Here is a 22,192-nt window from a genome sequence, read left to right as displayed (position 1 = left end):
CATTATTAGATTTAAAACGAAACCATTCCGACGCCAGCCGATGGTTCGTCTATTTATAAAAAGCTTTTTGTAAAATCCATATAACCGTTTATACAATTTAATGGCTAGTCCATTTCCTCCTGCTTCATATTATTTCCTCGCCATCTTTCCCATGGGTAGTAAAAAATAGAGTTCGCATTCATTCCAGAGCTTATTTTTCTGAGAATGAATGCGTAAATGACTCATCGATGCGAGAGTTTATTTCAACGTTTCACCATTAGAGGAAATGACCTCTTTATACCAGTAGAAACTTTTCTTACGTCGACGTTCTAATGTGCCGTACCCTTCATCATCACGATCGACATAAATAAATCCGTAGCGTTTTGACATTTCGGCTTTTGATGCACTAACCAGATCGATAGGCCCCCAGCAGGTATAACCCATCACCTCAACGCCATCTTCCAGCGCTTCGCCAACTTGATACAGGTGATCGTTCAGGTATTTGATGCGATAGTCATCGTTAATGCTGCCATCACTCTCAAGTTTATCTTTGGCACCCAAACCATTTTCCACAATGAACAGCGGTTTTTGGTAACGGTCATACAGATAGTTCAGGATATAGCGCAGCCCTTCCGGGTCGATCTGCCAGCCCCACTCCGAGCTTTCCAGATGCGGGTTCGGCACCATATTCAGAATATTGCCACGGGCTTTCTGGTTCACTTCTTCATCGGTGGTTACGCAGCCCGTCATGTAGTAGCTGAAAGAAATGAAATCGATGGTTTCTTTCAGCGACTGGCGATCGTCTTCCGTTACCGTCAGCGTAATATCGTGCTGTGCAAAGAAGCGCTTCATGTATGCTGGGTAGTATCCTCGGGCTTGGACATCACCGAAGAACAGCCAGTCGCGGTTCTGCTGCATTGTTTCCATGACATCCGCAGGCTTGCAGGTTAATGGATAAAACATGGAACCCAGCATCATATTGCCGATTTTGGCATCAGGGATGATGTCATGACACGCCTTCACCGCTTTTGCACTCGCAACGAGCTGGTGATGAATCGCCTGATAAATATCCTGCTTACTACTCTCGGTAGGTAAACCAATACCTGTAAATGGTGCATGTAATGCGCAGTTGATTTCGTTGAACGTCAGCCAATATTTTACTTTGTCTTTATAGCGTTGGAATACCGTGCGAGCGTAACGTTCAAAGAAGGTGATCGTTTCACGGCTTCCCCAGCCGCCGTAATTCTTCACCAGGCCATACGGCATTTCATAGTGGGACAGCGTCACCAATGGCTGAATGCCGTACTTCGCCATTTCATCAAACAGGCGATCGTAAAATGCCAGCCCTGCCTCATTCGGCTGGGTTTCATCGCCCTGCGGGAAAATACGCGTCCAGGCAATCGAGGTTCTCAGGCATTTGAAACCCATTTCAGCAAAGAGCGCGATATCTTCGGGATAGCGGTGATAAAAATCGATCGCCGTGTCTTTGATTCCGCTGTCACCCGGCGTGCGCGTGACGATCTCGCCAAAAATCCCCTGTGGCTGTAAATCGGACGTTGATAGCCCTTTACCGTCAGTTAAATACGCGCCTTCAACCTGATTAGCTGCGATCGCGCCGCCCCACAAAAATTCTTTCGGAAACTGATGACTCATCTTTTCTCCTCCCAATTGGGTCGTAAATTTCAATGTCAGCGAATTAACGTCAGTAACGCGCCCTGCTCCTGCACGGTGTCTCCGGCAGTAGGCAGAACATCAACGTAATCTTCGCTATTGGTGATAATGACGGGCGTTGTGGTGTCATAGCCGGCTTTCTCAATCGCCAGATAATCAAACTCCACCAGAAGATCGCCCTGCTTCACGACATCGCCGGTCTTAATGTGTGCAGTGAAATACTGGCCGTCCAATTTCACCGTATCGATACCGACGTGAATGAGCACCTCGGCTCCGTCTTCCGATTCGAGTCCAATCGCATGGTTGGTTTTAAACAGCGAAGCAACTGTACCGTTTACCGGGGAAACCACGCGCCCAGCCAGCGGTTTAATCGCGATCCCTTTCCCCATTAAGCCACTGGCGAAGGTTTCATCGCCGACGTGTTCAAGTGGCAGAACCATACCGTCGATCGGGCTGTTTATCTCTTGCTTGCGCGTTGCATCATTCTGACGCTGTGTGGCTTGTGGTGCCGCCGCAGGTGCATTTGCGTCTGTCGCTTTTTCTTGCGCGGGAATCCCGAATGCCCAGCTCGCGGCGGCGGCAAAGGTAAATGAAATCACCGTACCAATAATGGCAGCCCAGACCGTGTTATCGACACCGGTCGGCGGGATAACCTGAGTAAAGGTAAAGATGCTCGGGAAGCCGAAGGAATAGATAGTGGTATGGAAGTACCCCAGAATGGCGGCGCCCATTGCGCCACCCACACAACCAAAGATGAAAGGACGTTTCAGCGGCAGCGTGACGCCATACACCGCTGGCTCCGTAATACCAAAGATTGCCGCCGAGAACGCTGAACCAGAAATCCCTTTCAGCTTCATATCACGGGTACGCAGCAACACGCCCAGCACCGCCCCTGCCTGCCCTAACACCGCAGGAACCAGTAGCGGCATCATGGTGTCATGCCCCAGTACGCTGAGGTTATTGATCATCAGCGGCGTTAAGCCCCAGTGCAGACCAAAAATAACAAATACCTGCCACAGCGCCCCCATCAACGCGCCTGCAATCATGGAGTTCAGCCCGTAGATCAGTTGGTAACCACTGGCCAGCATGTGCCCAAGCCAGGTTGCCGCCGGACCAATCAGCAAGAACGTGACGGGAACGGTAATGCAGAGGCACAGCAACGGCGTGAAGAAATTGCGGATATTGATATGCAAAATGGCATTCAGCGGTTTTTCCAGACGTGAAGCAAGCCAGGCCGAGAAAATAATCGGAATAACGGAAGAGGCATAATTAATAAACGTGATAGGAATGCCCAGGAAATACAGCTGTTGGTAACCTGCATTTTGCATGGCACCAAATTCAGCAATCATCGATGGATGCACCAGCGTGGCACCAATTACCATGGTAACAAATGGATTACCACCAAATTTCTTCCCTGCGGTATAGCCTAATACTACCGGGAAGAAAAAGAATAATGCATCGCTTGCTGCAAACAGAACTTTATAAGTTCCGCTGCTTTCAACCATCCAACCACACGCCAGACTGAGTGCCAGAAAACCTTTTAAAATACCCGACGCCGCCATCACGCCAATTAGCGGCGTAAATATTCCAGAAATAATATCAATGAAACGAGAGAAGATATTTCCTTTTTTCTCATCACCGTCTTCATTGCCTGAAGAGTCGGCCTGATCCGTCAATCCAGCAATATTCTGTAAACTACGATAGACGTCACTGACATGATTGCCGACGACGACCTGAAATTGCCCGCCACTTTCAACCACCATGATCACGCCTGAATTACTTTTCAGCGCAGCGGAATCCGCTTTTTTGTCGTCTTTTAATTTAAAGCGTAATCGGGTTGCGCAGTGCATCACGCTAATGATGTTGCCACGTCCACCGACACCATCGAGTATCTCTGTTGCTAATACTTTGTATTCCATCGTCTATCCTTAATACTAAACAGACCTAAATATCAATAATTTAAGATTGCTAGCTGTGTTTGAGACAAAAAAAAACCTAAATCGCTTTTCCCAATAAGCATTGAGAAAACGATTTAGGTTTTGCCTGTCCGCCTAGACTAGCCTGACAGTAACAATCCTGCTTGTTTGCCAGCGTGATTACTACGCCGACAATAAAACCAACTTCATCTGATAATTTACTTTCCACATACTTTATGCTTTCACTTTCACCGTATGCAAGGACATTTATCTTGCCATACTGTTATTTTGTGACGAAAAGCAAATTAACAGAAATTATTCTCCATCACCTGGTTCTATTTTATCCTGACCTTCTGTCCGTACACGTTCAATATGAATCGTTAAGAACATCAACTCTTCTTTCGTTAACGTATACTGATACTTTTGAACAATATGAATCTGTATTTTCTCTGCACAACGATAAGATAATTGATATCTTTCCTTCACGACATCATGTAATGATTCATCATCACTAAATACCGTGCTTTTTCCTATTAGCCGCTGCGCAAAAAATTTCAGATGCGTCACAAAACGATGATAACTTAACGCCTGTTCATTATAATCCAGACTCAGCTGATATTTTACAATGTTCAGTATTTCCTGCATGATTTTGGTAATCTGCAAGACCTCCGGCATTTCACTGTCAAGCTGTGCATTCACCAAATGCAGCGCAATAAACCCCGCCTCATCTTCCGGTAACCGCACGGCAAGACGCTGCTCAATAATATCCAGCGCTTCCAGACCAACAGCAAACTCCTTTGGATACAGGCGCTTTATTTCCCATAGCAGCACATTGCGGATATCCACCCCTTGCTTATGGCGCTCTATCGCAAAGTGACAGTGATCCGTTAAGGAGATGTAGACGCTGTTTTGCAGTTTCCCAGGCAAACGGTCTTTTGCCAGCAGAATGATCTTGTCTGCCGTCGTGATGACATCCATCGGAATCTCTGACAGCAACTCCTGCAGGCGCGATGTCAGCTCGCCGGATTTCATCACAAACACACGTTCAATCAGCGTTTCGTCCAGCAGGTCGCCAGAGTGCTTTTTGAAGCCCAGCCCGCGTCCCATCACAACCGACTCATTATTGTTTTCGTCGATTACGGTGACGACATTATTGTTGAGTATTTTGGCAATCTTCATTTTTCAAACCCTGGAAACAAAAAAACCAGACACCCGTAGCAAGAACGAGCATCTGGTTTTGCCTGCTTACGCAGTAACAATCCGCAATGGCAGGTAAACTACCATCTGCATTCATCTTCTCAAGGAGCATGACACAAAAACGTGATACGGATCGACAGAAAAACATGCCGCTTACACGCGTTTTCTTTATTTATTGTGTGCCGTTACAAGAATCAACCACTTGCCGTCAGTCGCCGTCATACCGTATTGATACGGTGGGTTTCTTAGGCAGTTGCGCAACAAAGTTAGGTAAAAACACCAAATCGATCAGTTTTTTGCGTAAACACGACAAAATATTCAATTTCATCCCTTTTACCACCTTGTTTCTCGTCGCTTAATAACTATAATACGGAACGTCGTTTCAATTGAATGGTTTCAGCTAAACAACGTGCCACTATCAATAACATTATTATCAACGGCATCGCCAACGCGACTCCCGCTAATCTCATGCGACGAGCGGCTGCGCACTTCATCACCCATTCACGACGACCATCTATACTTACCTCCTATACTGTTTCCTCATACATTCTTTCCAGCGGCCTGTCTCGCCTTGCCACTGGTTCACTCGTTTTTTAATCCATCACAACTTGTAGAAACTATCGTATGAAAAAGACAAAAATTGTTTGTACCATCGGGCCGAAAACAGAATCGGAAGAAATGCTTGGCAACCTGCTGTCTGCCGGCATGAATGTTATGCGCCTGAATTTCTCTCACGGGGATTACGCAGAACACGGTCAGCGCATCAAGAATCTGCGTGCCGTTATGGAAAAAACCGGCAAGAAAGCCGCAATCCTGCTTGACACCAAAGGTCCAGAAATTCGTACCATGAAGCTGGAAAACGGCGCTGACGTTACGCTGACCGCAGGTCAAACGTTCACGTTCACCACCGATCAAAGCATCGTGGGTAACAAAGATCGCGTCGCAGTAACCTACGCTGGATTTACCGAAGACCTGAGCGTCGGTAACACCGTTCTGGTTGATGACGGCTTGATCGGTATGCAGGTTACCGCAATCAACGGTAACGACGTCGTTTGTAAAGTACTGAACAATGGCGATCTGGGCGAGAATAAAGGTGTCAACCTGCCTGGCGTTTCCATCCAGTTACCTGCTCTGGCTGAAAAAGACAAACGTGACCTGATTTTCGGTTGCGAACAAGGCGTCGATTTCGTTGCGGCATCCTTTATTCGTAAACGTTCTGACGTTGAAGAAATCCGCGCTCACCTGAAAGCTCACGGTGGCGAGCACATCCAGATCATCTCCAAAATCGAAAACCAGGAGGGTCTGAACAATTTCGACGAAATTCTGGAAGCGTCCGACGGCATCATGGTTGCTCGTGGCGACCTGGGCGTTGAAATCCCGGTTGAAGAAGTGATCTTCGCACAGAAAATGATGATCGAAAAATGTAACCTGGCACGCAAAGTGGTGATCACCGCGACGCAAATGCTGGATTCCATGATCAAAAACCCACGCCCTACCCGTGCTGAAGCTGGCGACGTGGCGAACGCCATCATCGACGGCACCGATGCCGTGATGCTGTCTGGCGAAAGTGCGAAAGGTAAATACCCGCTGGAATCCGTTACCATTATGGCAACGATCTGTCAGCGTACCGACTCCGTGATGAAAAGCCGTCTGGATACCATCAAGACGCCTCCGGTTCTGCGTATCACTGAAGCGGTCTGCCGTGGCGCAGTTGAAACTGCAGAGAAACTGGATGCACCACTGATTGTGGTTGCGACCAGCGGCGGTAAGTCTGCCAAGTCTATCCGTAAATATTTCCCGAACGCCCGTATTCTGGCACTGACGACGAACGACGTGACTGCACGTCAGCTGCTGCTGAGCAAAGGCATTGATACGCTGCTGGTGAAGGAAATCGCTTCTACTGATGATTTCTACCGTATCGGTAAAGAAGCTGCGCTGAACAGCGGTCATGCGCAAGCTGGCGATGTTGTGGTTATGGTGTCTGGTGCACTGGTTTCCAGCGGCACAACCAACACCGCTTCCGTACACCGTCTCTAATCCCAACGATCAGATCGGTAAAAAGCGCCTTAATGGCGCTTTTTTTATATTCTGAAACGACTTTCTACAGTGCGATAACCTAATTAATGCGTCTGTGTAACACGTCATTTAATAGCTTAAAGCCTCAGAGTTATCCGATAAAAATAGCACTGTTTTCCTTACTTTTTTAATGAATATGTAAAACTCGCTGTTTCTTTGAGCGAACGATCAAAATTAAGCATGTTCTCATCAAAAATTTATTCTCATTAGAAAAAAGTTTGTGTAATACTTGTAACGCTACATGGAGATTAACTCAATCTAGAGGGTATTAATAATGAATCGTACTAAACTGGTACTGGGCGCGGTAATCCTGGGTTCTACTCTGCTTGCTGGTTGTTCAAGCAACGCTAAAATTGATCAGCTGTCTTCTGACGTTCAGACTCTGAACGCTAAAGTTGACCAACTGAGCAACGACGTGAACGCAATCCGCTCTGACGTACAAGCTGCTAAAGATGACGCAGCTCGTGCTAACCAGCGTCTGGACAACCAAGTTCGTACTTACAAAAAGTAATCGAACTGGTTAAGTAGTGAAAATGGCGCACACTGTGCGCCATTTTTTTTGCCTGCATTTTACCTTTTCAGCGTTCTCTTTCAATCCCTTTTTCGCTTTGTCAGGTATCTTCATCCTTCTGCCCTATCCCTGGCCAAGCCAGATGCGCCCTAAACGCATCTGGCCGATTTATTTCAGTATTACCGAGCGGTGGTACTGATCGCCGTGATCGGCGCAACCTGATGCGTCTTAGGCGTTTCTGGAGCCGATTCTACCGGTGGTTGGTAGGTATTGATGTCTTGCCCTACGCTAACCACGATTGGCATGCCTGAACGACGCACAATCGCATCAGCAACCGCTTTACTGTCCGTCTCCGCATCCTTAACAAACTTCTGCGTCTTCGCCGTCAGCGGAATCGGCATGGTTTGTGGATCGTCCTTATCGGTTTTCGACAGAGGCTGATGCACTTCAACGTAGCGTTTGCCGTCTGGTTCAACGGACGTTTTAATCGCATCGTTAACAATCTGCACTCGCGTGCCGACTGGCACGTTGTCGAATAACGCCTTAATGTCATCCGGACGCAGACGGATACAGCCGGAACTTACGCGCATACCGATACCGAAGTCCGCGTTCGTACCGTGCAGCAGATAAACGCCGCCGTGCGCTGACAGACGCAATGCATGTAATCCCATCGGGTTATCTGGGCCAGCCGGAACGACGGCAGGCAGTTTAATGCCCTGCTCTTCAAGATAATGCTTACGGATGTTCGCTGTTGGCGTCCAGGTCGGATTTTCACGCTTCTCGCTAATGCTGGTCGTCATCAGTGGCGTATTACGCCCCAGTTGACCGATGCCGATCGGGTAAACGATGACGGTATTTTTCCCTTTCGGGTAGTAGTAGAGGCGCAGCTCCGCCAGATTGACCACAATGCCTTCACGTGGGGTATCCGGCAGCAGCATTTGCGTTGGGATCGTGAGCGTGGAACCCGCTGTCGGCAGGTAAGGATCCACCCCTGGATTCGCTTCCATCATGCCCAACAGACCAATCTTGAAATCCGCAGCGATAGCCTCCAGCGGACGACCATCATTGGGGACCGTATAAGCGATATTTTCGCCAATAAGTCGGCTATTGGGTGGCGGTAGCGGGTATTCCGTCGCTTTAGCGGCGGTGCTGGCCAGATATGCCGCGAAGGCCATACCAAGTAAAGTTAACGCGCGTTTCATATTAGGTTCCCTACATCACAACTAACATAAGTAATTTATCAACAACATCCGGTTCTGTACCCAGAATGCAGTATCCGGCTGGCTATACCCTGTTTACCCCGCCATGCCCTCAAGCTGCCTGCGCATTCGCGTTTCTGCAACCTGAATGGTTCGGGGATATCTGGTGTCAATGCGGCTATTGTTGCCCCTTTCCACCGAGCGTGGGTATATATTAGCATTGTTGTAACAAAAGAATATTTTATTTAAAAATCAAAGCATTGATATTCAATTCTTTACAAAGCAGAGCCAGCATAAAATTTAATGGGAAATAAATATACGGGACGAATTCTGAAATATCAGCGAGTTAATAAATCTACCAAAAAACAATAACGTGCCGTTGGTAAAAATCAGTAAATGAAAAAACAAAAAAGCGCTGGACGTTTTTTCCGTCACAGCGCTTTTTTATACTTCAGGAAAGCAGAAAACAGAGAAGAAAATTAAAGCAGTGCCGCGGCATGTGCGCGAATCGCGCGCAGCATCGCCTCAAGCCCCTGAGAGCGGGATGGCGTAAGGTGTTGATTCAACGCCAGCGATTCGAAGAATGGCCGCACATCCAGCTCAACAATCTCCTGCGCTGTCAGCCCCTGATACAGACTGAAAACCACGGCAATCAGCCCTTTCACGATGGCGGCATCGCTGTCGCCGTGTAGGGTGATAATGCCCTGTTCATCGGGCTGTGTCACAATCCAAACCTGGCTTTGGCACCCCGAAATCAGGTTCTCTGGATTACGCCACTCGTCGGGCAGAGGGTCAAGACGCTCTCCTAACTCGATGACATAAAGATATTTTTCTTCCCAGTCATTACAGCGCGCAAAATTGCGCGCCAGTTTCTGCGGTTCTGGCAGACTCGCCATGTTTTCCTCCCCGAACAGATCCGCGCGCGGCGCTTAGCTGCCCAGCAATCGATGGATACGTTGCAATCCGGCAACCAGCCGGTCAATTTCTTCGCGTGTAGTATAAACGGCCAGCGAGGCGCGGCACATACTAGGAACACCGTAGTGTTCCATCAGCGGCATCGCGCAATGGTGGCCGGTGCGAATCGCAATACCGTACCGATCGAGGAAACTTCCAACGTCATAGGCGTGGTGCTGCCCAAGATTAAACGCGATAACACCGTGGCGTTCAGCAGGCCCGTACAAGGTCAGATCGGGCACCTGCGTGAGCGCTTCCAGCGCATACTGCATCAGAGAAGATTCATAACGTTGAATCTCTTCACGTCCCAGCGCCGTCACGTAGTCCAACGCAGCGCCTAAGCCCATGATACCGCCCGTGTTGGGTGAGCCGGCTTCAAAGCGCCACGGCGAATCGGCATAGGTGGTGCCCGTACGCAGGCTCACCTGACGAATCATCGCCCCGCCACCTTCCCACGGCGGCATGGCCTGAAGCAGGTCACGTTTGCCGTACAGCACGCCAATACCCGATGGGCCGTAGATCTTATGTCCTGAAAAGACAAAGAAGTCGCAGTCCAGATCCTGCACATCGACCGTCTGATGCATAATCGACTGCGCACCATCGACCAACGTAACCGCGCCAGCCGCTTTTGCCTGTGCGATCATGGCCTTAACTGGGTTTAGGGCACCGAGTACGTTAGAGATTTGCGTTACTGCCAGCAGACGAGTTCGCTCATCCAGTAATCCCGGAAGCTGCGCAACATCCAGTGAACCATCTTCGGCCAGTGGCAATACGCGAACCTCAACGCCACGCGCTTCCGCCAGCATCTGCCAGGGAACAATATTCGCGTGGTGTTCCATCTCGGTGATGATCAGGTTATCGCCCGGCTGGATGAAGGTGCGGCCATAGCTGTTAGCCACCAGATTGATGGCCTCCGTCGTCCCGCGAACAAAGACAATCTCTTCCACTGAGGCCGCATTAATAAAGGAGGCAACCTTCTCGCGTACGGCTTCCATCGCGCTGGTCGCCTGCGCGCTCAGCGTGTGAATGCCGCGATGCACAGCAGCATATTCATGGCGATAGAATTCGGCTTCGCGATCGATAACCGCGTGCGGTTTTTGCGCACTCGCGGCGCTATCAAGATAGGCTAACGGTTGACCGTTAACCTCACTTGCCAGCAGCGGGAAATCGGCACGAACCCGTTCAATAGGATAACTCATCATACCGCCTTGCCGGCATTCGCCAGCGCGTTTGGCAAACGCTGCGCGATACGTTCCAGAACCACATCTCGCAGAGACTCGTTTTCAATCGCTTCTGTGACTTCCGCCGCAAAGGCGAAGATGATCATCTGTTGTGCATCCTGCTGCGTAATACCACGAGAACGCAGATAGAACAGCTGTTCTTCGTCCATACGGCCAATCGTGGCACCGTGGCTGCATTTCACGTCGTCTGCGTAGATTTCCAACTGCGGCTTGGTATCAACCTCAGCCAGTCGCCCCAGCAGCAGGTTGTTGTTAGTCATCTGCCCGTCAGTTTTCAGCGCATGTGGCGCAACTTTGATCATGCCGTTAAACACCGCTCTGGCGCGATCGTTGACGATGACTTTATGCAGTTGGCGGCTTTCGCCATAGCCCTGATTATGCTCCAGATACGTCCGCGTATCGCACACTTCGCTGCCAACCGGCAGGATCAGGCTGTTCATGGACAGATTGGTGCCTTCGCCATTCAACTGGGCGCTGGTGTTATGACGCGTCAGACCCGCCCCCAGCAAGAAGCTGTGGCTACGAACCCGAGCATCACGCGCCAGAACCAGATCGTTATGCGCGAAGTGGTAGCCAGCCGCCGCTTCAAACGCCAGCTTATAATGGCTAACCTGGCTATTTTCTGCCGCATTCACCGTCAGACGAGCGCCAGTAAAGTGCGCATGCTCATCCAGACTGACGTAGTGCTCGATAATTTCCGCACTCGCGCCACGCTCAACGTTCAGGTGATGACGATGGTGAACCGTGTTCAACGCGGCTTCCTGGCTACTGCTAATGTGCAACAGGTAAAGCGGTTTTTCCGCCTGCTGTCCGGCCGCCAGATGAATCAGCGTACTTGTGCTAGCCAGACTTTCGGTCAGGTGCAGGAACACTTCAGACTGGATAGCCGCAGGCAGCACGCCATGCGCACGCGACGCCTGTACGTCAACCTGATAAGGGCCCCAGGCGCTGTCGCTGAGTTCTGCGTTGAATACGCCATCGACAAACACCAGACGCCAGCTATCTACCGCTAAAGCCAGGGCATCTACCGCTGCACGATCGAGAGACGGTGCCTGTGGTGCGACAAATTCGTTGCTCAGCAAGCCATCCAGCGGCGTGTATTTCCAGTGCTCATGCTTACGGTGCGGTAAGCCAAGGCGCACCACGTCCTGCCAGTGCTGGTTCGCCCCTTCAGAACGGCGCGATGTATCGCGTTCAAACAGACCATGCCATTGCTGCAGCGCCTGCTCTTGTTTCTGTGCGATGCTGGTTTTACCCGTCGCGTTATCGCTCGTCACCTTATTGCTCGTCGGTAAGCCAGCCATAGCCTTGCTCCTCCAACTGTTTCACCAGCGAGAAATCACCGGATTTCACAATGCGCCCTTGATACAGAACGTGGACGTGATCCGGTTTGATGTAATCAAGAATACGCTGGTAGTGCGTGACGATGATGAACGAACGTTTGCCGTCGCGCAGGGAGTTAACGCCGTTAGAGACGATTTTCAGTGCATCGATGTCCAGACCGGAGTCGGTTTCATCCAGAATGCACAAATCCGGCTCCAGCGCCGCCATCTGCAGAATATCGTTACGCTTTTTCTCACCGCCGGAGAAGCCCACGTTGACCGAACGGGTCAGCAAATCTTCCGGCATATTCAATAACTTGATCTTTTCTTCGATAAAGTCGGCGAAGTCAAAGCGATCCAGTGGTTCCTGCTCGCGGTATTTACGCACCGCGTTAACGGAGGTTTGCAGGAAGAACTGGTTGCTGACGCCGGGGATCTCGACAGGGTACTGAAACGCCATGAAGACGCCTTCGCCCGCACGATCTTCTGGAGACAATTCCAGCAGATCTTTCCCTTTGAAGTTCACCGAACCGTCGGTCACTTCATATTCTTCGCGTCCAGCCAGCGTCGCGGAGAGCGTACTTTTTCCTGAGCCATTCGGGCCCATAATTGCGTGAACTTCACCCGGCTTAATGGTGAGATTAAGCCCTTTGATGATCTCTTTGCCTTCTACGCTGACTTTTAAATTTTCGATGCTTAACATGCTTATTCCTTCCAACGCCCAATGTGGCGAGCGCTTAATGAATTCCGGGACCGATGATTCTCATTATTCTCTGTGAAAATCCCGGTAACCGCCGAATTAACCCACGCTGTGTTCCAGGCTAATCGCCAGTAACTTTTGTGCTTCTACCGCAAATTCCAACGGTAATTCAGAGAAGACGTCCTTACAGAATCCGTTCACGATCATCGAGATGGCGTCATCTTCGCTGATACCGCGTTGCAGACAGTAGAACAGCTGGTCTTCGCCAATTTTCGAGGTCGTCGCTTCGTGCTCCAACTGCGCGGTATTGTTGCGCACTTCCACATACGGGAAAGTGTGCGCGCCGCACTCGCTGCCGATCAGCATGGAGTCACACTGGGTGAAGTTACGGGCGTTGGTCGCGCTCGGCATGATCTTCACCAGACCGCGGTAGGTGTTCTCACTACATCCGGCGGAAATCCCTTTAGAGATGATGGTCGAACGGGTGTTTTTACCGATGTGAATCATCTTGGTGCCGGTATCGGCCTGCTGACGACCATTGGTCAACGCGACAGAGAAGAATTCACCGACGGAGTAGTCACCACGCAGAATAACGCTCGGGTATTTCCAGGTGATCGCGGAGCCAGTTTCTGACTGCGTCCAGGACATTTTCGAATGCTCGCCTGCACACAGCGCGCGCTTGGTCACGAAGTTCAGAATCCCGCCTTCGGCGTCATCTTTACCGGAGAACCAGTTCTGCACCGTGGAGTATTTCACTTCGGCATTCTTGTTGATGATGACTTCCACCACCGCAGCGTGCAGCTGGTAGGTGTCACGAACGGGCGCGGAGCAGCCTTCGATGTAGCTGACGTAGCTGTCATCATCGGCGATCAGGATCGTACGCTCGAACTGGCCAGTTTTCGCCGCGTTAATGCGGAAATACGTCGACAGTTCCATCGGGCAGCGCACGCCTTTCGGGATGTACACAAACGTGCCGTCGGAGGCGACCGCCGAGTTCAGCGCCGCAAAGAAGTTGTCGTTCGCTGGGACGACTGTACCGAGATACTGGCGCACCAAATCGGGATGCTCCTGAATCGCCTCGCTGAATGAGCAGAAGATAATGCCTTTTTCAGCCAGCTCATGCCGATACGTGGTCGCAACAGAGACGGAGTCAAAAATCGCATCAACCGCCACTTTCTTGCCTTCACGGACAGGAACACCCAACTGATTAAACGCATTCTCTACTTCGCTGGTCAGGTAATTATTCACGTCCGTAATCCCGGATTGCTGCTTGGCACCGGGCTCAGAGCCGCAGCTGTCGTCGCAGTTACCGCAGGAAGGCGCGGAATAATAGCTATAGTCCTGATAGTCCAGTTTTTCGTAATGGGCTTTCAGCCAATGCGGTTCTTCCATCTCCAGCCACGCTTTGTAGGCGTTGAGACGGAATTCCAGCATCCACTCAGGTTCGTTACGCTTCGCCGAGATCGCCCGTACGACATCTTCGTTGATGCCGTGCGCCAGCTCATCGGTTTCCAACTGCGTGAAGAAACCTTCTTTATAGCGTCCATCACCCATCCAGATCTGGACATCATCAGGTACATCTACCGTGCTACGTGCCATAATTTTTCATCACTTAAATGCCAAAGCTTTCGCCACATCCACAAGCATGCTGCGCTCTGGGATTATTAAACTTGAATATCTGATTCAGCCCTTCACGGACGAAATCAAGTTCTGTGCCGTCAATGAAAGGCATCGCTTTCAGTGGGACATACAGTTTTGCACCATCACGTTCGAATACCAGATCGTCGGTCTCGAACTCCTGTACCAGATCCAGCACATAGCCAAACCCTGCACAGCCTGATTGTTTAACGCCGAGCCGTAGTCCTTGCACGGCTTCATCCTGCTTCATCAGATTCTTAATCTGCTTCACGGCGCTGTCGGTCAGCGTCAATCCTTGCCAGACATTTTCATCCAGTGAAAACGTCCCTACATTTTCCGCTTGCATATGGAATACCTCATTGCGTGTGGTACCAGTTTTAGGCTGGTTTCCCCTAATGTTAGTGATAATGAAACTAGCTTCAACCTCTTGTTTCGCAGGGCTATTCGTAACATTTCGGTTTTTAGCGAGCCAATAGCGCTATTTTACACGTCTCTGACGCGCCAAACAATGCGGCAATAAATCAACTAACCAATTGATAATAAATGAATTAATAGTATCACCTCGGTCCCTTTCGGGAAGGCGAAAATTATCATCTCGTTATCATTATTATAACATTTATCGGCGATACCTATTTGTAAAACAGGGAAGGTATATGAAGATTTATGTGATTTCCGATCGGACTTTTGACGTTAAAGCACGTTTTGCCCATTGATCATGACCTTTTTTATCAATATGATAATGATTATCATTTCATGTTCAGGATCGATAACCATGCTTTCCGTGAATGCCTGGCTGCACCATCAAATTGACGAATATAAATTTCAGATTCGCGATGCCACCGTTGATTTCTATATGGCGGAAGCTCGCTTAAACCGTCCGGGAAGCAATATTGACCATTTACGTCGCTATCATAACGCCTGCATGGACATGGTTGAACTCTGTCTGAGAAATGGCGATGACGAGAGCTATCTGCATGCGCTGGTCAAGCTGCACAATCGGTTGATTAAAGAGATTAATAATGAAGGGCGTTGCCACCTGTTTCGCGTGCAAAGCTACTACTTTGCCCGTAACACGCTGAAATCAATTTGCCATCAGTTAAGCATGCAGGGCTCGTGGGATAAAGCCACCGCGTTTCAGACCGACTTCGTTAAGCGCGTGCCGTTTCTCCCCTAAGGAGCAACGAAACCAGACCGACCAGCAATCTGGTTTCGTGCTTCATGCTTACGGCGTAATGACCGACGTCGTCAGACGTGAAATGCAGCACAGGCGATTCTGATTATCAAAAATCTCAATCTGCCATACCTGGCTACGGCGGCCAACGTGAAGCGCCCGGCATACGCCCCGCACTTCCCCTTCACGCACGGCTCGCAGATGGTTGGCATTGATTTCAAGCCCCACCACCTGCTGATCGCCTTCAGAACACAAATAGCCCGCGACGGAACCCAGTGATTCCGCCAGCACAACGGAGGCACCGCCGTGCAATAAGCCAAATGGCTGACGCGTGCGAGAATCCACTGGCATCACCGCTTCCAGATAATCCTCTGCGATGTGGGTATAGCGGATACCGACATGGCCCACCATACACGTTTGGCTCGGTTCGTTAAGCTGCTCAAGCGTAACCTGTCGTTTCCATAGCATCAGATAATCTCCAGCAAGGCCTGTAGCGGATGGCGCAATGCGCTGCCTTCCATGCGTTTCACCTGACTGCGACACGAATAGCCGGTAGTCAGGCAGCGTTTCTGCGGTAACTTCTGCAACACCTGCTGCCAGGACAGCGCATAGATTCCCTGCGAGTTGGCAAGGTTCTTGGTTTCATGCCCGTAGGTTCCCGCCATGCCGCAGCAGCCGACGCTGACATTCTCCAGTTTGGCACCAAAGCGCGAGAAAATGTCGGACCACTGTTTCGTGCTGATCGGCAGCGCCGTGGTTTCCGTACAGTGCCCCAGCAGATACCAGGATTCGCCAGTGGCAGGCTGCGGCGTGCTGTCTGCCAATGCCGTCACCAGCCATTCATGCACCAGTTGCACCTGGAAATCGCCACGCTTCTCGCCCAAAATTTCACGGTATTCGTCGCGATAGCACAACACCAGCGCCGGATCGACACCCACCATCGGCATCCCTAATTTAGCGACGCGGTTCAGGAAATCTGCCGTCTTCGAAGCCGTTTTGGCAAAGCGTTGCAGGAAGCCTTTAATGTGCTGCGCCTTCCCGTTCGGCGAGAACGGCAACAGAACTGGCTTCAGCTTCAATTTTTCGATCAGATGGACGAAATCTGCCACCACTTGCGCATCGTAATAGCTGGTAAACGGATCCTGCACGATGAGCACGTACTGCTGGCGCGCCGCTTCCGGCAACTGTTCCAGCTGTTCCAGCGTGGTGTTGACGCCGCTATGCCCGGCAAACTGCTGGCGCAGCGACGGCGATGACAGCAGAGGCAAATCGACCATGCCGATCTGGCTGCGGCTCAGGTTATTCAGCAGCGGCATTTTCAGGAAGAAGTTAAACGTCTTCGGGCTGCGCGCCATCAGCGGCGCATAGCTTTCGACACCAGCGACCAGATAGTCACGCACCGGACGCAGATAGCGCGTGTGATAAAGTTGCAGGAAGCGAGAGCGGAAACCGGGCACGTCAATCTTGATAGGACACTGCGTTGAGCACGCTTTACACGCCAGACAGCCCGACATCGCATCTTTGACTTCGTGCGAGAAATCGTAATCGCCTTGCTTCGCCTGCCAGGTATTACGGGTCTTCTGGATAAAGGCGCGCAGGCTCAGCTTCTGCTGCGGCAACGCGTTCTCCAGCGCGACGGGATCGACGCCCTGCTCCGCCAGCAGGCGTAACCATTCACGCACCAGCGTCGCACGGCCTTTCGGGGAATGAATACGGTTGCCGCTGATTTTCATCGACGGGCACATTGGGCTACGGGCATCAAAGTTAAAGCACAGACCATTGCCGTTACATTCCATCGCGCCACGGAACGCCGTGCGCACCGTCAGCGGGATCGTGCGATCGAACGTGCCGCGCTTGACCGCATCAACTTTCATCATCGGCGCATCCACGTCCAGCGGCGCACAAATCTTCCCGGGATTAAGTCGGTTATCAGGGTCGAACGCGGCCTTAATGCGGCGCAGCTCGGCATACAGTTCCGGCCCAAAGAATTCGGGGCTGTACTCAGCGCGGAAGCCTTTCCCGTGCTCTCCCCACAGCAGACCGCCATATTTGGCCGTCAGCGCGACAATCTGGTCGGAAAGCTGTTTCATCAGCATTTCCTGTTGCGGGTCGCACATATCCAGCGCCGGACGAACGTGCAGCACTCCTGCGTCAACGTGGCCGAACATGCCATACGTCAGGTTGTGGCTATCTAACAGCGCACGGAACTCTTCGATGTAATCGGCCAGATGCTGTGGTGGCACGCAGGTATCTTCCGCAAACGGAATGGGCTTCGCCTGCCCTTTGCTGTTGCCCAGCAGCCCGACGGCTTTTTTCCGCATGGCATAAATACGCTCGATGCCGGACAGGTCGTTACAGGTTTGGTAACCAATTACTCCGCCTTCTCCGTTTGCCAGCAGCGTATCCAGCCGCTGACAGAGCGCGTCGACCTGCCCGTTAATCAGTGCTTCATCATCACCCGCGAATTCAACGATATTCAGACCAAGCATTTCCTGATTAGGCACATCGGTAATCAGTTCGCTAACGGAATGCCAGACGATATCTTCGCGAGCAAGGTTTAAGACTTTGGAATCCACGGTTTCAACGGACAACGCCTTCGCTTCCACCATGAACGGCGCATTGCGCAACGCGGAGTTGAAGGAGTCGTATTTGATATTGACCAGACGGCGGCTCTTTGGCAGCGGCGTGATATCGAGCTTCGCTTCGGTGATAAACGCCAGCGTGCCTTCCGCCCCGGTCAGAATACGCGTCAGGTCAAAGGTGCGGAGATCGTCGCTGAACACATGGCGCAGGTCATAACCCGTCAGAAAACGATTCAGCTTAGGGAACTTGTCGATAATCAACGCACGCTGTTCGCGACAGCGGTGCAGCACCGTATGGTAAATACGGCCGATGGCGGAATCTTCTAACGCCAGTTTCTCTGCCAGCTCTACCGGCATCGCCTGCGTATCCAGCATTTCGCCACCCAGCAGGACAGCACGTAGCCCCAGCACATGGTCTGAAGTTTTGCCGTACACCAGCGAACCTTGCCCTGAGGCATCGGTATTGATCATGCCGCCCAGCGTCGCCCGGTTACTGGTCGACAGCTCGGGTGCGAAGAAGTAACCATAAGGCTTCAGGTACTGGTTAAGCTGATCTTTAATGACGCCCGCTTCGACGCGCACCCAGCCTTGCTCAGGATTGATCTCCAGAATGCGGTTCATATAACGCGACATATCGACCACGATGCCGCGATTCAGCGCCTGCCCGTTCGTTCCTGTCCCGCCACCGCGTGGAGTAAAGGTCAGCCCTGAAAAACGTTCCTCGCCCGCCAGCCGCGAGAGGATCGCGACATCGGCGGTTGAACGGGGGAAAACCACCGCATCCGGCAAAAGTTGATAGATGCTGTTATCCGTTGCCATCGTCAGACGATCGGCATAATTAGTCGCCGTATCGCCCGTGAATCCATTTTTCTTCAATGCTTCCAGAAAATTAAGCACCGGCTGGACCAGCCCGGGAGATTGCGTGATCTGTGGGATCATTATTTTTTGACCCTGTCCGTACATGATGTGTTTGCCAATATGTCGTGATATGCCTGTGAAGAGCCCGATATAGCCGCTCTGTCATCGGGGACATCACGTTTTATCACATTTCGCAATCGTGTGCGCTCCCGGATCGGCAAAAACATACAGCGTGTTGGCTAATGGCCGTTTCACCAACAAAATGTTCAATAGGCTGTCAAAACCCCCGGAAATATCTCATGATGACGGATGACTACATGGTTTCACCCAAGCGACCTCGCCTAAGCCCTTTCTTTTGCTATTGAGGAATGATTCATTGAGCAAATATTCCCAGCCACCACGATTTGATCTGGCCAGAATCCTGTTCAGTCTGGTGTTTATTACCATCATGATTATTGCCTGTTTTTGGGTGGTACAGCCTTTTATTCTGGGATTCGCCTGGGCGTGTATGGTGGTGATTGCCACCTGGCCGCTGCTGATTAAATTTCAGGCGTTATTATGGGGGAGACGTTCTCTGGCCGTGCTCGTGATGACGCTGCTGCTCATCCTGCTATTTATTGTCCCGATTGCCGTTCTTGTCAGTAGCGTGGTGGAGAACAGTTCGGCGCTAATGAGTTGGGGAGCCAGACAGGAAAACTTTTCGCCGCCAACGCTGGAGTGGCTGACATCCATTCCTTTAGTCGGTGAGAAATTGTTCAACAGCTGGCAGGCGCTATTACAAAGCGGCGGCAGCGGTTTGTTCGCCAAGGTGCAACCCTATTTTGGTAAAACCGCAACCTGGCTGGTTGCACAGGCGGCGCATGTTGGGCGTTTTCTAATGCACTGTTCTCTGATGCTTATTTTCAGCGCCCTGCTCTATTACAAGGGTGAAGCCGTCGCGAAGGCCGTGCGACATTTCGCTATCCGGCTGGGACAGGAGCGCGGCGATGCCGCGGTGATTCTGGCCGCGCAGTCAATTCGCGCCGTCGCGCTCGGCGTGGTGGTAACAGCCATCGTGCAATCGGTATTAGGCGGAGTGGGTCTGGGGCTGTCTGGGATTCCTTACACCACGCTATTAACCGTTCTGATGTTTCTGTGTTGTCTGGCACAGTTAGGGCCGCTTCCGGTATTGATTCCTGCCATTATTTGGCTGTATTGGACGGGCGATAACACCTGGGGCACCATTTTGCTGGTCTGGAGCTGCGTCGTTGGCACCATCGATAACGTTATCCGCCCGGTATTAATCAAAATGGGTGCCGATCTTCCTATGTTGCTGATTCTTTCCGGCGTGATTGGCGGCTTGCTGGCGTTTGGCATGATAGGGATATTTATTGGCCCGGTCGTCCTCGCCGTTTCCTATCGTCTGCTGTTTGCCTGGATGCGTGAAATCCCCGAACCGCAAAACATCCTCTCTGTTAATACATCTAACACGCCAGATAAAGAGTAAGACCGGCAGTCACCGTTTTCTCTTCCCATGGGCGGTACGCCGCCCACGCATTCCCTCTCTCGGCATCGCTTCTTCGGTATTATTTTTCGGCGCTATCATTCCCTTACTTTTTCAATAGGTAAAAATAGCTAATGATTAACCCTCTATTCTTAGGGATTAGTCCTAAAAATTTTGATATCATTTCTCTAATGCATCAATATTATTGACAATACAAAAACTCTGAGAAGCCAATCCTTAAAAGATAATTAACTATTAGGATGATTCTTAATGACTGAATAGGGCATAATCCATAGGATAAATACCGGAGCTAGTATTAACCTACTGTTTGTCAATGAGGTTTCCTCCTCGTCAGAGTTAGTAACGAATTGCTGTGTGTAGTCTTTGCCCATCCCCTGAGATGGGCCTTTTTTTTCCTTTCATTTGTCTTCCATTCAATTACGCTTCATCCCTTTTTTGTTACTCTCCTGTCTGCCTACCCTCAGTTCAGTTTTTCAGGAGTTTTTCATGATGCCTCTTGCCGCGAAGAGATTGCTACTCTGTGGTTTATTCAGTCTTCTGACAGCCTGCGATAATCCAACGCCGACGACACAGCGCCCTTTGTTGACCATTGAAGGCAAAACCATGGGGACGTTTTACAGCGTAAAAATTAGCGGCGACATCACCGAAGACAAACAGCAGTTGCAACGGGAAATCGATGTTCTGCTCGAACAGGCCAATGACGAGATTTCCACCTACCGTGACAATTCAGTCCTGTCGCGTTTTAATCAATACCAAGGAACGGATCCCCAGCCCATCAGCAATGGCATGGCGGATATTATTCTGGCCGCGCTACGTATCGGTAAAGCCACACACGGTGCGATGGATATCACCGTCGGCCCGTTGGTTAATCTCTGGGGATTCGGCCCGCAGAAGCAGCCTACGCGGGTTCCCAGCCAGCAGCAGATCGATGTAGCGCGGCAAAATGTCGGGCTGCGTCATCTGAAGCTGATCGGTGACGAAAAAGGAGAATGGATTCAGAAAGATCTCCCGGATTTGTATGTCGATCTCTCCACGCTGGGCGAAGGGTACGGCGCAGACGTTCTCGCGCAGTTAATGACGCGTAAAGGGATCATCAATTATCTGGTTTCCGTCGGTGGTGCGATTTCCAGCCGTGGGGTGAACGCCGAGGGTACACCGTGGCGCGTGGCGATACAGAAACCCACCGATCAGGAAAATGCCGCACAGGCGGCGGTGAATTTGCAGGGGTATGCGATCAGTACTTCCGGCAGCTATCGGAATTATTTTGAAGAGGACAGCAAACGCTATTCTCACGTTATCGATCCCGAGACGGGCAGACCGATTACTCATCAGTTGGTTTCTGCGACCGTGATTGCACCGACCGCGCTGGAAGCGGATGGCTGGGATACCGGTTTGATGGTGTTGGGAACAGAGAAGGCGTTAAAACTGGCAGAACAGCAGGGGCTAGCGGTTTATCTGATTACCAAAACGGATAAGGGCTTTAGCGCGGTAATGACGCCACAGTTTAAATCCTTCCTGATTGCGGCACCGTGATTTTCAGCACGGCTCACGATCAGCGGCGGTCGAGCGGTGGTAATGGGTAGATCGTAAAGACGCTGCAAGTACATCCCTTGTATCTTGAACTAGGTAGTGGGTGATGGTTAGCTACCATCACCTGAAACAGGGTGAATCTG

The 22,192-nt window shown here is 50.9% G+C and carries 17 protein-coding genes and 1 other RNA gene; 6 read left to right on the top strand and 12 right to left on the bottom strand.

The features are described 5' to 3' along the window. Positions 1-237: 237 nt before the first annotated feature. The 3 genes from ACIPUG_RS00090 to licT all read right to left on the bottom strand — a co-directional run bounded on the left by ACIPUG_RS00090 (position 238) and on the right by licT (position 4,745). Positions 238-1,632, bottom strand: coding sequence for a glycoside hydrolase family 1 protein (locus tag ACIPUG_RS00090; protein ID WP_400336784.1), 1,395 nt, complete (start codon positions 1,630-1,632; stop codon positions 238-240). 35 nt (positions 1,633-1,667) lie between these two features. Beyond that, the gene (gene bglF, locus ACIPUG_RS00085; RefSeq protein ID WP_400336782.1) at positions 1,668-3,569 is read right to left on the bottom strand and encodes a PTS beta-glucoside transporter subunit IIABC; all 1,902 of its coding nucleotides are present in this window, start codon (positions 3,567-3,569) and stop codon (positions 1,668-1,670) included. Between the two features lie 312 nt (positions 3,570-3,881). Next, complete coding sequence (gene licT, locus ACIPUG_RS00080) at positions 3,882-4,745, bottom strand: BglG family transcription antiterminator LicT (protein WP_205561240.1); 864 nt, start codon at positions 4,743-4,745, stop codon at positions 3,882-3,884. A 642-nt stretch (positions 4,746-5,387) separates the two neighbouring features. Here licT and pykF point away from each other — a divergent pair. Together pykF and ACIPUG_RS00070 are read left to right on the top strand one after the other, a co-directional pair. Further along, positions 5,388-6,800, top strand: a complete 1,413-nt coding sequence (gene pykF, locus ACIPUG_RS00075) for a pyruvate kinase PykF (RefSeq protein ID WP_014915791.1) — start codon at positions 5,388-5,390, stop codon at positions 6,798-6,800. A gap of 313 nt (positions 6,801-7,113) precedes the next feature. After that, positions 7,114-7,350: a major outer membrane lipoprotein gene (locus ACIPUG_RS00070; RefSeq protein WP_005970385.1), complete on the top strand. Its 237-nt coding sequence runs from the start codon at positions 7,114-7,116 to the stop codon at positions 7,348-7,350. Between the two features lie 179 nt (positions 7,351-7,529). Here ACIPUG_RS00070 and ACIPUG_RS00065 read toward each other — a convergent pair whose 3' ends face one another. The 7 genes from ACIPUG_RS00065 to sufA all read right to left on the bottom strand — a co-directional run bounded on the left by ACIPUG_RS00065 (position 7,530) and on the right by sufA (position 14,750). Then, the gene (locus tag ACIPUG_RS00065) at positions 7,530-8,552 is read right to left on the bottom strand and encodes a L,D-transpeptidase family protein (RefSeq protein ID WP_039525936.1); all 1,023 of its coding nucleotides are present in this window, start codon (positions 8,550-8,552) and stop codon (positions 7,530-7,532) included. Positions 8,553-9,028: 476 nt separating this feature from the next. Then, complete coding sequence (gene sufE, locus ACIPUG_RS00060) at positions 9,029-9,445, bottom strand: cysteine desulfuration protein SufE (protein WP_010276404.1); 417 nt, start codon at positions 9,443-9,445, stop codon at positions 9,029-9,031. 33 nt (positions 9,446-9,478) lie between these two features. Next, complete coding sequence (sufS, locus tag ACIPUG_RS00055) at positions 9,479-10,702, bottom strand: cysteine desulfurase SufS (protein ID WP_039551941.1); 1,224 nt, start codon at positions 10,700-10,702, stop codon at positions 9,479-9,481. Then, positions 10,702-12,048, bottom strand: coding sequence for a Fe-S cluster assembly protein SufD (gene sufD, locus ACIPUG_RS00050; protein WP_400336779.1), 1,347 nt, complete (start codon positions 12,046-12,048; stop codon positions 10,702-10,704). Before sufD ends, sufS begins: the two co-directional genes overlap by 1 nt. After that, on the bottom strand, positions 12,023-12,769 hold the full coding sequence (gene sufC, locus ACIPUG_RS00045; RefSeq protein ID WP_014915795.1) for a Fe-S cluster assembly ATPase SufC: 747 nt from the start codon (positions 12,767-12,769) through the stop codon (positions 12,023-12,025). The genes sufD and sufC overlap by 26 nt, the downstream gene beginning before the upstream one ends. Before the next feature lie 96 nt (positions 12,770-12,865). Then, entirely contained in the window at positions 12,866-14,365 is a 1,500-nt protein-coding gene (sufB, locus tag ACIPUG_RS00040; RefSeq protein WP_400336776.1) for a Fe-S cluster assembly protein SufB, read from the bottom strand. Between the two features lie 13 nt (positions 14,366-14,378). Next, positions 14,379-14,750 carry a Fe-S cluster assembly scaffold SufA gene (sufA, locus tag ACIPUG_RS00035; RefSeq protein WP_005970398.1) on the bottom strand — a complete coding sequence of 124 codons (372 nt, stop codon included), beginning with the start codon at positions 14,748-14,750 and terminating at the stop codon, positions 14,379-14,381. A 426-nt stretch (positions 14,751-15,176) separates the two neighbouring features. Between sufA and ACIPUG_RS00030 the strand changes: the two genes are divergently transcribed. Continuing rightward, entirely contained in the window at positions 15,177-15,578 is a 402-nt protein-coding gene (locus tag ACIPUG_RS00030; RefSeq protein WP_039286032.1) for a hypothetical protein, read from the top strand. A gap of 48 nt (positions 15,579-15,626) precedes the next feature. On the opposite strand, the gene menI is transcribed toward ACIPUG_RS00030, so the two are convergent. Both menI and ACIPUG_RS00020 read right to left on the bottom strand, forming a co-directional pair. Continuing rightward, positions 15,627-16,043, bottom strand: coding sequence for a 1,4-dihydroxy-2-naphthoyl-CoA hydrolase (gene menI, locus ACIPUG_RS00025; RefSeq protein WP_010276356.1), 417 nt, complete (start codon positions 16,041-16,043; stop codon positions 15,627-15,629). After that, the gene (locus ACIPUG_RS00020) at positions 16,043-19,096 is read right to left on the bottom strand and encodes an FAD-binding and (Fe-S)-binding domain-containing protein (RefSeq protein ID WP_400276803.1); all 3,054 of its coding nucleotides are present in this window, start codon (positions 19,094-19,096) and stop codon (positions 16,043-16,045) included. The genes menI and ACIPUG_RS00020 overlap by 1 nt, the downstream gene beginning before the upstream one ends. 295 nt (positions 19,097-19,391) lie before the next feature. Between ACIPUG_RS00020 and ydiK the strand changes: the two genes are divergently transcribed. From ydiK to apbE, 3 genes are all read left to right on the top strand, one after another. Then, the gene (gene ydiK, locus ACIPUG_RS00015; RefSeq protein ID WP_014915800.1) at positions 19,392-20,501 is read left to right on the top strand and encodes an AI-2E family transporter YdiK; all 1,110 of its coding nucleotides are present in this window, start codon (positions 19,392-19,394) and stop codon (positions 20,499-20,501) included. A 301-nt stretch (positions 20,502-20,802) separates the two neighbouring features. Further along, positions 20,803-20,914, top strand: an RNA gene (gene rprA / locus ACIPUG_RS00010) — antisense sRNA RprA. Positions 20,915-21,005: 91 nt separating this feature from the next. Beyond that, entirely contained in the window at positions 21,006-22,052 is a 1,047-nt protein-coding gene (gene apbE / locus ACIPUG_RS00005) for an FAD:protein FMN transferase ApbE (protein ID WP_400336774.1), read from the top strand. The last annotated feature ends 140 nt before the right edge of the window (positions 22,053-22,192 follow it).

Origin of the sequence: Pectobacterium sp. CHL-2024 (assembly GCF_044751765.1) — a bacterium.
Lineage (GTDB): Bacteria > Pseudomonadota > Gammaproteobacteria > Enterobacterales > Enterobacteriaceae > Pectobacterium > Pectobacterium brasiliense.
The sequence above is the reverse complement of the archived record's forward strand: the minus strand, read 5'-3'. Positions and strand labels throughout refer to the sequence as shown.

What these genes read in the sequence shown, in the direction of transcription:
- menI (WP_010276356.1), bottom strand. Translation starts at nt 16,043, where the DNA reads ATGCTATGGAAACGACAGGTTACGCTTGAGCAGCTTAACGAACCGAGC.
- sufC (WP_014915795.1), bottom strand. Translation starts at nt 12,769, where the DNA reads ATGTTAAGCATCGAAAATTTAAAAGTCAGCGTAGAAGGCAAAGAGATC.
- pykF (WP_014915791.1), top strand. Translation starts at nt 5,388, where the DNA reads ATGAAAAAGACAAAAATTGTTTGTACCATCGGGCCGAAAACAGAATCG.
- ACIPUG_RS00070 (WP_005970385.1), top strand. Translation starts at nt 7,114, where the DNA reads ATGAATCGTACTAAACTGGTACTGGGCGCGGTAATCCTGGGTTCTACT.
- apbE (WP_400336774.1), top strand. Translation starts at nt 21,006, where the DNA reads ATGATGCCTCTTGCCGCGAAGAGATTGCTACTCTGTGGTTTATTCAGT.
- ACIPUG_RS00030 (WP_039286032.1), top strand. Translation starts at nt 15,177, where the DNA reads ATGCTTTCCGTGAATGCCTGGCTGCACCATCAAATTGACGAATATAAA.
- sufE (WP_010276404.1), bottom strand. Translation starts at nt 9,445, where the DNA reads ATGGCGAGTCTGCCAGAACCGCAGAAACTGGCGCGCAATTTTGCGCGC.
- sufB (WP_400336776.1), bottom strand. Translation starts at nt 14,365, where the DNA reads ATGGCACGTAGCACGGTAGATGTACCTGATGATGTCCAGATCTGGATG.
- ACIPUG_RS00020 (WP_400276803.1), bottom strand. Translation starts at nt 19,096, where the DNA reads ATGATCCCACAGATCACGCAATCTCCCGGGCTGGTCCAGCCGGTGCTT.
- bglF (WP_400336782.1), bottom strand. Translation starts at nt 3,569, where the DNA reads ATGGAATACAAAGTATTAGCAACAGAGATACTCGATGGTGTCGGTGGA.
- ACIPUG_RS00065 (WP_039525936.1), bottom strand. Translation starts at nt 8,552, where the DNA reads ATGAAACGCGCGTTAACTTTACTTGGTATGGCCTTCGCGGCATATCTG.
- ACIPUG_RS00090 (WP_400336784.1), bottom strand. Translation starts at nt 1,632, where the DNA reads ATGAGTCATCAGTTTCCGAAAGAATTTTTGTGGGGCGGCGCGATCGCA.
- sufA (WP_005970398.1), bottom strand. Translation starts at nt 14,750, where the DNA reads ATGCAAGCGGAAAATGTAGGGACGTTTTCACTGGATGAAAATGTCTGG.
- sufS (WP_039551941.1), bottom strand. Translation starts at nt 10,702, where the DNA reads ATGAGTTATCCTATTGAACGGGTTCGTGCCGATTTCCCGCTGCTGGCA.
- licT (WP_205561240.1), bottom strand. Translation starts at nt 4,745, where the DNA reads ATGAAGATTGCCAAAATACTCAACAATAATGTCGTCACCGTAATCGAC.
- sufD (WP_400336779.1), bottom strand. Translation starts at nt 12,048, where the DNA reads ATGGCTGGCTTACCGACGAGCAATAAGGTGACGAGCGATAACGCGACG.